Source organism: Chryseobacterium sp. 2TAF14 (assembly GCF_052115105.1).
GTDB lineage: Bacteria > Bacteroidota > Bacteroidia > Flavobacteriales > Weeksellaceae > Chryseobacterium.
The window spans coordinates 1-14455 of record NZ_JBFRGA010000022.1; the positions used below are offsets into that span (position 1 = coordinate 1).

Consider the following 14455-nt stretch of genomic DNA (forward strand, 5'->3'; position numbering starts at 1 on the left):
GAGTAAAGTGATTGAGCTTATCAACGGAATGCAGGAAATAAAAATGCATAATGCCGAAAAACAAAAACGCTGGGATTGGGAATTTCTGCAGGTGAAACTTTTTAAGCTAAAAATAAAATCTTTGTCATTAGAACAATGGCAATCGGTCGGTGGAAACTTCATCAACCAAATGAAAGATATCCTGGTGAGTTTTCTTTCTGCCAAATTGGTATTAGACGGAAATCTTACTTTAGGAATGATGCTTTCTGTACAATATATTATAGGACAGTTAAACAGCCCATTGTTACAATTGATAGATTTCGTAAAACAAACTCAGGATGCTAAAATTTCCTTAGAAAGATTACGAGAAATCCATGATAAAGAAGATGAAGAAAGCAAAGACGATCAATATGCCACAGAAATCCCTGAAAAAGATATTGAAATCAGCAATATGTCTTTCAGATACATCGGTTCAGACCAATTTGTTTTTGAGAATTTAAGTTTAAATATTCCTTACCAAAAAACAACGGCAATCGTTGGAGCCAGCGGAAGCGGAAAAACAACATTGCTGAAATTATTAATGAAATTTTATGAACCTAATGAAGGCGACATTAGAATCGGGAATACCCAGATGAAAAATATTTCGCCAAGATTCTGGAGAGATCAGTGTGGAGTGGTGATGCAGGAAGGCTATGTTTTTAATGATACGATTGCCAATAATATTGCAGTAGGTGAAGATTATGTAGATAAATCAAAACTGAGAAAAGCTGTAGAAATTGCCAATATTAAAGACTTTATTGAAGATTTACCTTTAAGTTATAACACAAAAATAGGAAACGAGGGAGTTGGTGTAAGTGGTGGACAAAAGCAGAGACTTTTCATTGCAAGAGCCGTTTACAAATCTCCGGAATACATTTTCTTTGACGAAGCTACCTCAGCTTTAGACGCCAATAATGAAAAAGTAATTATGGAAAATCTGGAACAGTTTTTTAAAGGCAAAACCGCTATTGTAATTGCTCATAGATTATCAACTGTAAAACACGCCGATAAAATTATTGTTTTAGATAAGGGTAAAGTAGTTGAAGAAGGAAATCATGCAGAATTGGTAGCTTTAAAAGATGAATATTACAGACTCGTTAAAAATCAGCTTGAACTGGGGAATTAATTTAAAAATAATTCATCTATGTCAGAATTATTTTTTATATTTAAATCTCATAAAAAGCGTTATCCGAAAAGCTATAAGAGAGTAGGAAAAACCAAAAAACAAATTACTTAATTATGAAAAATCTTAAAAAAATTTCAAGAAAAGATCTTAAAGATCTTACAGGAGGTGGGCTTTCTAATGATTGCTTTGCGCATTTTGTTCCTGGCGATCAAATACCAGAGGACGGAGGTTATGTTTGTCCCTGCAAATTAGTGTGGTGTCCTCAAAGAGGAACATGCATTCATCAAAATATGTATGATTCTCAAGAATGTCAAGTTGGTCTTTAATGAGTTTTAAGATTATTTAAAATTAATTAAAAGCGTAATCCGAAAAGCTATAATAGAGTAGGAAATCAAAAAACAAATTAATTTATTATGAAAAATTTAAAAAAGTTGAAAAGAGAAGATTTATGTAAAATTTTAGGGTCTGATAGAGGTGAGCCGATTCCTGTTAATGATTGTGGAGGTCAGCCATATGGAATTCCTAGTAGCGGATCTTGCCCTGCTGGTTATATTTACTGCTCATTACCTAGCTGTTGCTTTAAATCTGACAGACCATACGCTTGCATTGATTATTAAAAAGCTAAAAAATTAATTCTTTAAAAAAGATTATGTTTTTTTGCTGTGTTATTATTAAAAAATAATTAGAACTGAACTTTAGAATTTATAAAAAAAGAGATAATCGAAAAATAAACTATTTATTATGAAAAATTTAAAGAAAATTAAAAGAAACGAATTAAAAAATGTTAAAGGTGGTGCGCCAACTCGAGCTTATTGCTATCAACATATGACTCAATTTGTAGAAGCGCTTCCTGATGATTTTTGTTATCACGAAGAAAATTCAGGCCATATTGCTTGCGAATGCAAAAGACTCTACGGTTTATAATTTGAAATTAAAAGTTAAATCCTCAAAATGAGGATTTAACTTTTAAATAATACTAAAATTAGAAGTTTAACCCGAAAAGCTACAAAAGAGTAGCATAAAACTAAAACAAATTATTTATTATGAAAAATCTAAAAAAAATTAAAAGAGATGATTTAAGTAAAATTTTAGGCTCTGACAAAGAACTTCCACCCATTGATCAATGTAGCGGTCAGTACCCATATGCGATACCTCCAAGCGGTGGATCATGCCCAAGTGGTTATATTTACTGCTCACTACCTAACTGTTGTTTTAAATCTGGTCAAATAGTAGTTTGTTTTGATTAGTCATTAATCTTAGAATAAACGTATAAATTATTTTGAATCTCAATTATCAATTACTAAATCCTCAATTGAGGATTTAGTTTAGCTATGAAAGACATTTTAGACAATATAGAACTCCGCTCAGAAAGCGTTCAAGATATACTTACAGAACCACCACATTGGATGTTCCGATGGGGAAATACGATTATATTTTTGATATTATTGCTTATCCTTGCCATGAGTTACATCATCAAATATCCGGAATTTGTTCCGGCTCCTATTGTGGTAACATCGCAAAATCCGCCGGAAAAAATAGAGGCAAGAAGCAGCTCAAAGATTGAAAAAATATTCATTAAAGATCATCAAAAAGTAAAAAAAGGTGATGTAATGATGGTTTTGCAGTCGACGGCAAATTATCAGGATGTTTTAAAGCTAAAAAAAATAGTAGAGTCTATCGCTTCAGATCAGCTGCTTTCTTTTCCTGTTAAAGAAGCTTCCCATTTTAAACTGGGCGAGCTTCAGAGTGATTATAACAGCTTTGCAAAAGCTTTTCAGGATGAAAGTTTGTTTACACGTTTACAGCCTTACGCCCCTGAAAATATTGCCACCAATCTGAGTATATCAGAATCCAGAAGTAGAATTGCTACTTTAAAACAACAAAAAAATCTGGAAGTCGCAAAGGCAGAACTTTCACGCAAAAGCTATCAAAGATCGCAGGAATTATTCAACCAAGGAGTGATTGCCGCCGTAGAGCTTGAAAGTGAAAAAATAAAATATCTTCAGGCGCAACAAAACTTAGAAAACTTAAATATTTCCCTTTCTCAATTACAGGAAAGTATTTCTAATTTCAATAAAACAAAAAGCGGAACAGCGATCAATACCGAGAAAGATAAAATTACCTATTCATCTCAAACCCTACAGTTATTCGAGCAGCTTCGAAAATCTTTAAAACAGTGGGAACAAAGTTATCTTATTGTTTCATCAACTGACGGAGTGGCAAGTTTTCAGCAGTTTTATGGTGAAAATCAGTTTGTAAAAGCGGGCGACCCGATTTTATCTGTTTTGCCGGATCATACCGAACAACTGGTAGGCAGAATGTCTGTACCGACCACAAATTCCGGAAAAATTGTTCCCGGAGAAAAAGTGTTGATTAAATTAGACAATTACCGCTTCCAGGAATACGGAATTATCGAAGGAAAAGTACAGAATATCTCACTGATTCCTGATGATAAAGGCAATTATTACGTAGATGTCGTACTTCCCAAAGGTTTAAAAACATCTTACAATAAAACTTTAAAATTCGATAAAGAACTGAGAGGAAATGCCGAAATCGTAACTCAGGATTTAAGGCTCATTGAAAGATTTTTCTATCAGATTAGAAAATTGTTAGGATATCAATCCTAAAAGATATCATCTGTTTTTAACACATAAATAACTGAAATGCAATAAATTTTAATTTATATCAACTATTTTTTTATTTTTGTTAAATGAAATTTCTAAGGCTTATATTAACAATTTATTTTATTGCACTGCTGATCATGCCGTGCAGTGATGTGAATGTAAAGTCTAAAATTGAAAATCATACTCAGATTTCACTCCATATTGAAGATTCTCATTCTAATGATGCAAATGATGGCTGTTCACCTTTTTGCTTTTGCAGCTGTTGCCAGATTACGGTTGCTGCATTTAAAATGGAACCTTTTTTAGAAATTCCTTTGCAGGTAAAAACCTATTTTTCAAAGAAAATTCTTTTTCATAGAAACAATATTGCCTATCAGGTTTACGACCACATTTGGCAACCTCCCAAGATTTAATTTTTAACGGTCAGATGAAAGAATCCTTTCATCACAACTTTTTAGGAAAGCTTTGCAATATCATTGCATGGTATTCCTAATCATTTTTGCATTTCAGAAATGCATCATTTACTTGATGTGAAATGAGATCGCAGATCAATAAAAATTAAATAAAATTCTATGTTAGATAAAATCATAAAATTTAGCATTAAAAACAAGATTATCGTTGGGATTATGACTTTGTTGTTGATAATCTGGGGAGTTTGGAGCGCCACCAGATTACCGATTGATGCTGTACCCGATATTACCAATAATCAGGTGCAAATCATTACGGTTTGTCCTACACTTGCAGGTCAGGAAGTAGAACAGCTGGTGACTTTTCCCATTGAGCAAAGCATCGCCAATATTCCGGATATCGAAGAAACAAGAAGTATTTCAAGATTTGGATTATCGGTAATAACCGTAGTTTTTAAAGAGAATGTTGATGTATATTTTGCGCGTCAGCTTATCAGTGAAAAATTAAAAGAAGCTGCAGAAGAAATTCCAAAAGGAATAGGAACTCCAGAATTGGCTCCCATAAGCACCGGTTTGGGAGAAGTTTATCAGTATATTCTGCATCCGAAAAAGGGAAGTAAAAACAAATATACTTCCCAAGAATTGCGAACAATGCAGGACTGGATTGTGAGAAGGCAACTGAATGGAACACCTGGAATTGCAGAAGTAAACAGTTTTGGCGGTGAGCTTAAACAATATGAAGTTACCGTCGATCCCAACCGTCTGAAAGCAATGGGTGTAAGTGTGACAGATATTTTCACTTCATTAGAAAAAAACAATCAGAATACAGGTGGAGCATACATTGATAAAAAACCGAATGCCTATTTCATCCGTGGAATTGGTGTTGTAACTTCTTTAGAGGACATAGAAAATATTGCAGTAAAAAATAATACAGCAAGTGTTCCTATTTTTATAAAAGATGTTGCCGATGTAAGATTGGGAAGCGCAGTACGTTATGGAGCAATGACGTTCGACGGAAAAGTTGACGCAGTAGGAGGGATTGTAATGATGCTGAAAGGAGCCAACAGTAACGAAGTGGTGAATTTGGTGAAAGAAAAAATACCGACAATTCAAAAATCTTTACCCAAAGATGTCGTTATCCAACCATTTTTAGACAGAACAGATTTGGTGGGAAGAGCCATCAATACAGTCGAAAAAAACCTTATAGAAGGTGCATTGATTGTCATTTTTGTTCTTGTGCTATTTCTTGGAAATTTCAGAGCCGGATTAATCGTTGCTTCTGCAATTCCATTAGCATTGCTTTTTGCATTGGGAATGATGAATGTTTTTGGTGTAAGTGCAAACCTGATGAGCCTTGGTGCAATAGATTTTGGTTTGATCGTAGACGGAGCAGTCATTATTGTGGAAGCTACACTTCATCATTTAGGGCTCAGAAAATCAACTCAAAAACTGACGCAGGCAGAAATGGATGAAGAAGTTTTTCTTTCTGCTTCAAAAATTAGAAATAGCGCAGCTTTTGGGGAGATTATTATTCTCATCGTTTATATTCCGATCTTAACCTTGGTTGGAGTAGAAGGTAAAATGTTTACACCGATGGCAAAAACAGTAGGTTTTGCAATTTTAGGAGCCTTGATTTTATCTTTAACATACATCCCGATGATGAGTGCTTTATTTTTATCTAAAAAACCTTCCACAAAAGAAAATTTTTCGGATAAAATGATGCGAAAACTGCAGAATATTTATCAGCCATTATTACAGAAAGCATTGCGTTTAAAATACATTTTAGTTTCAGCTACCGTTACATTATTTGCGGTAAGCATTATTATTTTCAGTAGGATGGGAGGCGAGTTTATCCCACAATTGCAGGAAGGAGATTTTGCATTTCATTGTATTTTGCCACAGGGAAGTTCGCTTACCCAAAGTGTAGAAACATCGATGCAGGCATCAAGAATTATAAAACAGTTTGATGAAGTGAAAATGGTTGTAGGAAAAACAGGTTCCGCCGAAGTTCCTACTGATCCGATGCCACCCGAAGCAACGGATATGATCATCGTTCTAAAACCACAAAAAGAATGGAAAACAAAAAAATCTTACGATGAATTAGCAGACGAAATTTCTGAAAAACTCGAAAATATTCCGGGGGTTTTCTTTGAAAAAAATCAACCGATACAGATGCGTTTTAATGAATTAATGACCGGGATTCGTCAGGATGTTGCCGTAAAAATTTTCGGCGAAAACCTCGATTCTCTTGCAATGTATGCGAATAAAGTAAACAATGTAATTCAATCAGTGGATGGTGTAACTCAACCTCAGATTGAGCGGGTTAGCGGACTTCCGCAGATCAACGTAGAATACGACAGAACAAGAATGGCAAACTACGGATTGAATATTGAAGACGTGAATAATACGCTAAGTACCGCTTTTGCAGGTAAAAGTGCAGGTCTGGTTTTTGAGAACGAAAGACGTTTCGATTTGGTTGTCCGTTTAGACAGCCTTCACAGAACCAATATTGATGATGTGAATAATCTGATGATTTCCACCAATTCAGGGAATCAGATTCCGCTTTCGCAGGTTGCAAATATCAGTTACAAGCTCGGTCCTGCGCAGATTAGCCGTGAAGACGGAAAACGTAGAATCGTAATCGGTTTTAATGTGAAAAACCGCGATGTCGAAAGTGTGGTGAAAGATATTCAGGCAAAACTGGATGACAAAGTAAAGCTTCCTTCGGGTTACTACTTCACTTATGGCGGGCAATTTGAAAATTTGCAGGCAGCAAGCAAAAGACTGATGATTGCTGTTCCGGTTTCTCTTTTGTTAATTTTTATGCTGCTTTATTTTACCTTTAAATCTTTAAAGCAAGCCGCATTAATTTTTACAGCGATTCCGATGAGTGCAATTGGCGGAATCTTCGCATTGATTATTCGCGATATGCCATTCAGCATCAGTGCAGGAATTGGTTTTATTGCTTTATTCGGGGTTGCGGTTTTGAATGGAATTGTTTTGATCGGAACATTCAATCAATTAGAAAAAGAGGGCGAAACAGATATTCTGAAACGTGTTTTTGAAGGAACTAAAACAAGGCTTCGTCCGGTTTTGATGACTGCAGCGGTTGCGTCTTTAGGATTTCTTCCGATGGCGATTTCCACGGGGGCAGGAGCAGAAGTTCAGAAACCTTTGGCAACTGTTGTGATTGGCGGATTGATTACGGCAACTTTTCTTACATTATTTGTTTTGCCAATGCTTTACATTATTTTCAGTACAAAATTCAATATTAAGAATATCAAAATGAAACCTTTAACGACGGTGATTATTTTAGGTTTTTTATTATTTGGACAAACATTGACGGCTCAAACAACAAAGGCTCTTTCGGTAGAAGAGGCGACAGAAATAGCGCTGAATAATAACTATTCAATAAAATCTAAAAACTTGGATGTTAAAGTTTCTGAAAGCCTGAAACCGACGGGAAATGAACTTCCCAAATTGAGTTTTAATGCACAATTGGGGCAATACAACAGTCCGAAATTTGACCAGTCGTTTTCTATTTCGCAAAGTATTCCGTTTCCCACTTTATTTAAAGCAAGAAAAGAACTCATTGCGCAGGAAATAAAAGGAAAACAAATTAACAAAGAAATTACTGTTAATGAATTGGCAAAACAGGTCAGAACTTACTTTTATCAGATTGAATATTTGCATTATAATCAAAACAAACTGTTGAAACTGGATAGTCTTTATCAGGATTTTATCAGGATTGCAACCGTAAGATTTAATGCAGGTGACATCAAAAAAATAGAAATAAGCACTGCAGAAACTCAGAAAGGGGAGATCAATTTATTATTAAATCAGAATAAAATTTATCTGAATAATGCCTACAAAAACCTGAAAACCCTTCTGAATACGGATGAAGATATTCAAATCTCTTTTAATGAAAATTATGAACCTTTGAAAGTGGAATATGTTCTGGACAGCACCGCTATCGCCAATCATCCTACGGTAAAAGCTTTTTATCAGGAAATGGAAATTGCCGAAAAGAACAAAAATGTTGAGAGATCGCAAGGTTTACCAGAGTTTACTTTAGGTTATACCAATCAGTCGATTATTGGTTTTCATACGATGAATGGTCAGGAAAAATATTACAATGCAGGAAATCGTTTCAGCGTTGCCAATATCGGAATTGCAATTCCTTTGACTTTCGGAGCGACCAAAGCACGAATCCAGTCTTTGGAATATCAAAAGCAAATGGCAGAATCGAATGCGAAACAGCAACAAAAACAGTTGACCGCTCAGCTGGAAAATGCATTAAACCAATACCAGCAAGATATTCAGCAATATCAATATTATGTTAATCAAGCTTTACCGAATGCTGAAAAAATCGTTAAAGCAGGGCAACTCGGCTATAAAACCGGAGAAATCTCATACGTTGAATATTTATTTGCTTTGCAGACTGCAACCAACATTCAGCTAAAATATCTGGAGTCTGTACAGCAGGTAAACCAGTCTGTAATCACCATTAATTCTTTAATCAACAAATAAAATGAAACGAAATATCATCTATATCACCCTTGCTTTTATTTCCTTCGTAAGCTGCGGAAAAAAAGAAACGACCGCAGAACCTGAAGGAGAAATTAAGACAGAACAAACCGAAGAACACGGCGAAGAAGCTCCTCAAACCATTGCAAGTCTTACCGATGAGCAAATAAAAAGCGTAGGAATTACTTTAGGTAAAATTGAATTAAAAGAGCTCACTTCAACTATAAAAGCTAACGGTACATTACGGGTTCCAAACAATAATAAAGCAACCATAACTTCAATGTATGGCGGAATTATTAAAACATTAAATGTTCAGATCGGGGATTTTGTGAAAAAAGGTCAGGTCATTGCATCGATAAGCAATCCTGAATACATTCAATTACAAGAGCAATATCTTACGGTGAAAAGCAGAATTGCTTTTGCCGAACAGGAATACCGAAGGCAAAAAGAATTGTTTGATAATGATGCAGGTGCAAAAAAAAACCTGCAAAGTTCTGATGCCGAACTGAAAACGTTACGAACACAAAGAGCGTCTTTACAAAGGCAGCTTCAGATTATAGGCATCAACCCGGCAAATGTAAATAACGGCAATTTACGATCTGGATTGGTCATCAAATCGCCAATTAGTGGAACGGTCAGTAATATTTCTGCACAGATAGGAAGTTATGTTGATATTTCGTCGCCAGTTGCTGATGTGATCGATAATGGTTCTCTGCATCTCGATTTACAGGTTTTTGAAAAAGATTTACCAAAAATGAAAATTGGGCAAATCGTTCATTTTAAACTGACCAACAACCCGGAAACTGAGTACGATGCAAAAATATTCAGTATTGGGTCGTCTTTTGAGAATGAGAGCAAAACTATTTCTGTACACTGTTCTGTCACAGGAAATAAAACCGGGCTGATCGACGGAATGAATATCACCGGGATTGTAAGCCTTGATAAAAGTACGACACCTGCAGTTCCTAATGAAGCGATTGTAGAAACAGACAGCAAATATTATATTTTTATTAAAACAAATAAAAAACAGGATGAGCATACTGAGGAAGAAGAACATGAACATGAAAAGAAAGCTCACGAAAAAGAATCTAAGACAGTCAATTTTGAAAAGATAGAAGTGGTAAAAGGTTCTTCCGATATGGGATATACAGCGATTACTACTGTTAATGAAATTCCTGCCGATGCATCGGTGGTTACAAAAGGAGCCTTTTTTGTGAATGCCAAATTATCAAATGCAGGTAATCACGCACATTGATTTTATTCAAAAATTAATTGGAAAAATAACGTTTGTAAATTTTGTAGACGTTATTTTTTTAATTATAAACCTTAATTAAGTAATGTTTAAAAACAAATGATCATTCATAAAGATTTTGCTGATTTATTAGTTTTAATCTGCCACATCTGCAGGATCAGCGATAATAATTAAAACCGCTTTCCACTTTCAACATGAAAGAGCAGGATGCTGTACTTTCTCAAAATGTATATTTTTATTTTCGTTATTTAGCTATATAAAATCGATTATGAAATTTCAAAATATATCAAAGTTTTTACTGGCATTTTCACTTCTTTTTTCTTTTTCAGCATTAAAAAGTCAGGATAAATTTCCGGACGGAACAGCAATTCCAAAATGGTTTAAAGAAAACAAGCCTACAGATATTAATAAACTTGGTAAAAAATACATCATTACTGAAAACGGGATTAAAAACGACAGTACAGTTCTTCAGACCAAAAAGCTTCAGGAAATTATTGATTTGGCGGCTAAAAACGGCGGCGGTGTCATCATCGTGCCAAAAGGAACTTTTCTGATCAGTTCAGTGTTTTTTAAACAGGGAACGCATTTACATTTAGAAAACGGAGCAAAACTAAAAGGAAGCGACGATATCAACGATTTCCCGGTGGTTACAACAAGAATGGAAGGACAAACGGTAAAATATTTTCCTGCTTTAATTAATGCAGACGGATTAGATGGCTTCACTATTTCAGGTAAGGGAACTCTTGACGGAAACGGATTAAGATTCTGGAAATCTTTCTGGAAAAGACGCGAATGGAATCCCAAATGCACCAATATGGATGAAATGCGACCGAGAATTATCTATGTTTCCAACTCAAAAAATATTCAGATTGAAGGAATTACCGTAAAAAATTCGCCGTTTTGGAGTACCCATTATTACAAATCGCATTTCGTTAAATTGTTAAATCTTACGATTTTAGCCCCGAAAGAACCCGTAAAAGCACCAAGTTCTGACGCTGTTGATATTGATGCTTGTACTAATTTCTTAATTAAAAATTGCTATATGTCGGTCAATGACGATGCCATCGCTCTGAAAGGTGGAAAAGGTCCGAAAGCTGATGTTGACCCGAATAACGGAGAAAACAGAAACATTTTGATTGAAGATAATACTTTCGGTTTCTGTCATTCGGTTCTGACTTGCGGAAGCGAATCGATTCACAATTACAACGTGCTTTTGCGTAATTCTATCGTGAAAGATCCTTCAAGATTACTGCATTTGAAAATGCGTCCCGACACGCCACAACATTATGAATATATAACGGTTGAAAATATTAAAGGAAATGTAAAAACTTTTCTTTATGTAAAAGGCTGGAATCAGTTTTTTGATTTAAAAGGCGAAGAAAGACCACGAAAAGGATTGGCAAACAATATTACCTTAAAAAATATCGACATCAGTTGTGAAACGGCTTTTTCAATCGAAAAGTCTGATTTGTTTGAGCTGAAAGATTTCACATTTGAAAATCTGAAAATCAAAGCTTTAAAGCCTGAAGAACAAAATTTAAACAATATTAAAAATTTAAAACAAACCAAAGTCAATGTCACCAAAGTGGCTTCTCTTACCCAATCTTACGACAAAAAAGACGATTCCGACATTGCTGCGAAATAATGAGTTTTTCTTCCAAAATATTTGCTCTTCTATGTGTCTGTTCACAGTTTTTGTTTTCTCAGTCTAAAGAAATTCAATTCTTAACTGGGAAAGATGCTGAGCACACAAAAGAATGGGATTTTTGGATTAATTCTGGTAGAAAATCGGGAAACTGGAGCAAAATCAACGTGCCTTCTCATTGGGAGCAGCAAGGTTTTGGCTCGTACAATTACGGTCGTGATTACGTAACATACGGAAGAAATTTTAAATTTCACGACGAAACAGGTTTATACAAACACAAATTCTCAGTTCCCAATTCCTGGAAAGGAAAAACCGTCAATATTGTTTTTGAAGGTTCAATGACAGACACGGAAGTGAAAATCAACGGACAATTAGCCGGAGCAATTCATCAGGGCGCTTTTTATGAATTTAAATATGATATTTCTGACAAATTAATTTTCGGAAAAGAAAATATTCTTGAAGTCAAAGTTTCCAAAATGTCTGCTGATAAATCGGTCAACAATGCAGAACGTCTGGCTGATTACTGGATTTTAGGTGGAATTTTCCGACCGGTTTATCTGGAAGCCACTCCAAAAGAACATATTTCTTGGACGGCCATTGATGCCAAAGCAAACGGAATTTTCCGTTCAAATATTCATTTAAAAGGAATCAATTCCGCAAATAATATTAAAGTCGAATTATTTGATGTTAAAAATAATTTAGTTGGTGAATCTCAAATTAAAATTGAAAAAGGCGATACTTTAAAACAGATTCAATTTGCCATTAAAAATCCAAAACTTTGGACAGCAGAAACACCGAATTTATACAAAGCAAGATTTAGCTTAAATAAAAACAAGAAAAATATCTTCCAAACTGAAGAGAAATTTGGTTTCCGAACCATTGAAATCCGCAAAGGCGATGGAATTTTCATCAACGGAACCAAAGTGAAAATGAAAGGCATCAACCGTCACGTTTGGTGGCCGGAAACGGGTCGTGCCGTTACAGAAAATATAGATTTAATGGACGTTCAGCTCATCAAAGAAATGAATATGAACGCCGTTCGATGTTCTCATTATCCGCCGAATAAATCGTTTTTAAAGATTTGCGATTCGCTGGGTTTATACGTTTTGGATGAATTGGCGGGCTGGCAAAAAAAATACGACACAGAAATTGGCAAAAAGCTCGTGAAAGAAATGGTTGTGAGAGATGCCAATCATCCTTCAATCATCTTTTGGAGCAACGGAAATGAAGGCGGACATAATTTCAGTCTCGATGCGGAATTCGCAAAATATGACTTGTCAAACCGTCCCGTGATTCACGCACATCACAAGCCGGGAAATGCTTTCAACGGAATCGACTGCAATCATTACGAAGATTATTGCAGTACAAAAAATATTCTTGAAGGTGAAAATATTTACATGCCGACCGAATTTTTACATGCTCAGGATGACGGTGGTGGCGGAACTTCTTTAGCTGATTATTGGGAACTTCACTGGAATTCCAAAAAAGGAGCGGGCGGATTTCTTTGGGCGTTTGTGGATGAAGGTTTGGAGCGAACGGATTTCAATAATCAAATCGATGTCAACGCAATTAACGCGCCGGACGGAGTTTTGGGACCACATCGTGAAAAAGAAGGAAGTTTTTATGCGATTCGAGAAATTTACAGTCCTGTAAAAATTGATTGGAAGACGCTTCCTAATGATTTTAATGGAAATATTCCTGTTGAAAACCGCTATCATTTTACGAATTTGAATGAATGTCAATTTGAATGGAAATTAATTAAGTTTAAAACTCCATTTTCTTCAGAATCCGGATTTGATATCATTAAAACAGGAAAAGCAGAATCACCCGATGTAAAGCCAATAGAAAAAGGAAATATCAATTTAAATCTTCCTTCAAACTGGAAAGAAAGTGAAGGATTATTGTTGACCGTAACCGACGCTTTCGGAAAGGAAATTTACACATGGAACTGGAAAATTGTTTCTAATGATAATATTTCGAAACAATTTCAAAAAACTTTGATTAAAGAATTTTCGGTATCTGTTACAGAAAATGATTCTTTATTTATCTTAAAATCAAACGAAAAGGAATTTGCAATCGGGAAAAAAGACGGTTTGTTGAAATCTGTCATTTTAGATAAAAAAAGTAAAAAAATGAGCTTCCGGAACGGACCTGTTTTTGTGAATGGAAAAATGAAATTATCTTCTATTAAATCTTTTGCAGAAGATCAAAATCAATTGATTGAAGTTCACTATAAAAACGGAAATAAAATAATTTGGAAACTGAATCCAAACGGTATTTTAGAATTAAATTATGAATATTCTTTGTCCGGAGATTATCAGTTTGCAGGCGTAAGTTTCGATGAACCTGAAAATTATGTCATCAATGCAAAATGGCTTGGAAAAGGGCCTTATCATGTCTGGAAAAACCGTTTGCAAGGGCAGACGTACAATGTTTGGCAGAATTTGAAAAACTCAACAAGAACGGGTCAATCACCCTGGATTTATCCTGAATTTAAAGGTTATTTTGATGATGTTTCTTGGCTGCAACTTGATACAGCTGAAGGAAAAATAACGGTGGGAACGAAAGAAGAAAAAATGTTCGTCAGATTGTTTGATTTTTACGGAATTTACGGAGCAGAAGGTTATCCGAAATTACCAAGCGGAAATATTTCTTTCCTCGATGCAATTCCGCCATTGGGAACTGTTCTCGCATTTAACATTAACGATAAAACGGAATCTTTAGGACCGGAAAGCGAATTGAATCATCTGAACGGAAGATTTAAAAGAACGCTGTATTTCTATTTCGGTTTGCCAGATGCTTCGGAAGAAAATAAGCAGTTTAAAATGCCGGAAGTCAATATTTTAATAGATTAAT

9 protein-coding genes are annotated in these 14455 nt (G+C 35.1%); all 9 read left to right on the plus strand.

The window, feature by feature from the left end:
- Nucleotides 1-1144, plus strand: a 1144-nt coding sequence (locus tag AB4Y90_RS04300; RefSeq protein ID WP_441556197.1) for a peptidase domain-containing ABC transporter, incomplete at its 5' end; no start/stop codon positions are given.
- A 113-nt stretch (nucleotides 1145-1257) separates the two neighbouring features.
- The gene (locus AB4Y90_RS04305) at nucleotides 1258-1470 is read left to right on the plus strand and encodes a bacteriocin-like protein (RefSeq protein WP_441556198.1); all 213 of its coding nucleotides are present in this window, start codon (nucleotides 1258-1260) and stop codon (nucleotides 1468-1470) included.
- Nucleotides 1471-1885: 415 nt separating this feature from the next.
- Nucleotides 1886-2068 carry a bacteriocin-like protein gene (locus AB4Y90_RS04310; protein WP_441556200.1) on the plus strand — a complete coding sequence of 61 codons (183 nt, stop codon included), beginning with the start codon at nucleotides 1886-1888 and terminating at the stop codon, nucleotides 2066-2068.
- 407 nt (nucleotides 2069-2475) lie between these two features.
- Entirely contained in the window at nucleotides 2476-3771 is a 1296-nt protein-coding gene (locus AB4Y90_RS04315; RefSeq protein WP_441556201.1) for an HlyD family secretion protein, read from the plus strand.
- Nucleotides 3772-3854: 83 nt separating this feature from the next.
- Nucleotides 3855-4181, plus strand: coding sequence for a DUF6660 family protein (locus AB4Y90_RS04320; RefSeq protein WP_441556202.1), 327 nt, complete (start codon nucleotides 3855-3857; stop codon nucleotides 4179-4181).
- Nucleotides 4182-4340: 159 nt separating this feature from the next.
- Nucleotides 4341-8705, plus strand: a complete 4365-nt coding sequence (locus tag AB4Y90_RS04325) for a CusA/CzcA family heavy metal efflux RND transporter (RefSeq protein WP_441556203.1) — start codon at nucleotides 4341-4343, stop codon at nucleotides 8703-8705.
- A 1-nt stretch (nucleotide 8706) separates the two neighbouring features.
- Nucleotides 8707-9957 carry an efflux RND transporter periplasmic adaptor subunit gene (locus AB4Y90_RS04330; RefSeq protein WP_441556204.1) on the plus strand — a complete coding sequence of 417 codons (1251 nt, stop codon included), beginning with the start codon at nucleotides 8707-8709 and terminating at the stop codon, nucleotides 9955-9957.
- Nucleotides 9958-10222: 265 nt separating this feature from the next.
- Nucleotides 10223-11599 (plus strand): rhamnogalacturonidase, encoded by a 1377-nt coding sequence (locus tag AB4Y90_RS04335; protein ID WP_441556205.1) that lies wholly within the window; start codon nucleotides 10223-10225, stop codon nucleotides 11597-11599.
- Complete coding sequence (locus AB4Y90_RS04340) at nucleotides 11599-14454, plus strand: glycoside hydrolase family 2 TIM barrel-domain containing protein (protein WP_441556206.1); 2856 nt, start codon at nucleotides 11599-11601, stop codon at nucleotides 14452-14454. Before AB4Y90_RS04335 ends, AB4Y90_RS04340 begins: the two co-directional genes overlap by 1 nt.
- Nucleotide 14455 lies beyond the last annotated feature (1 nt).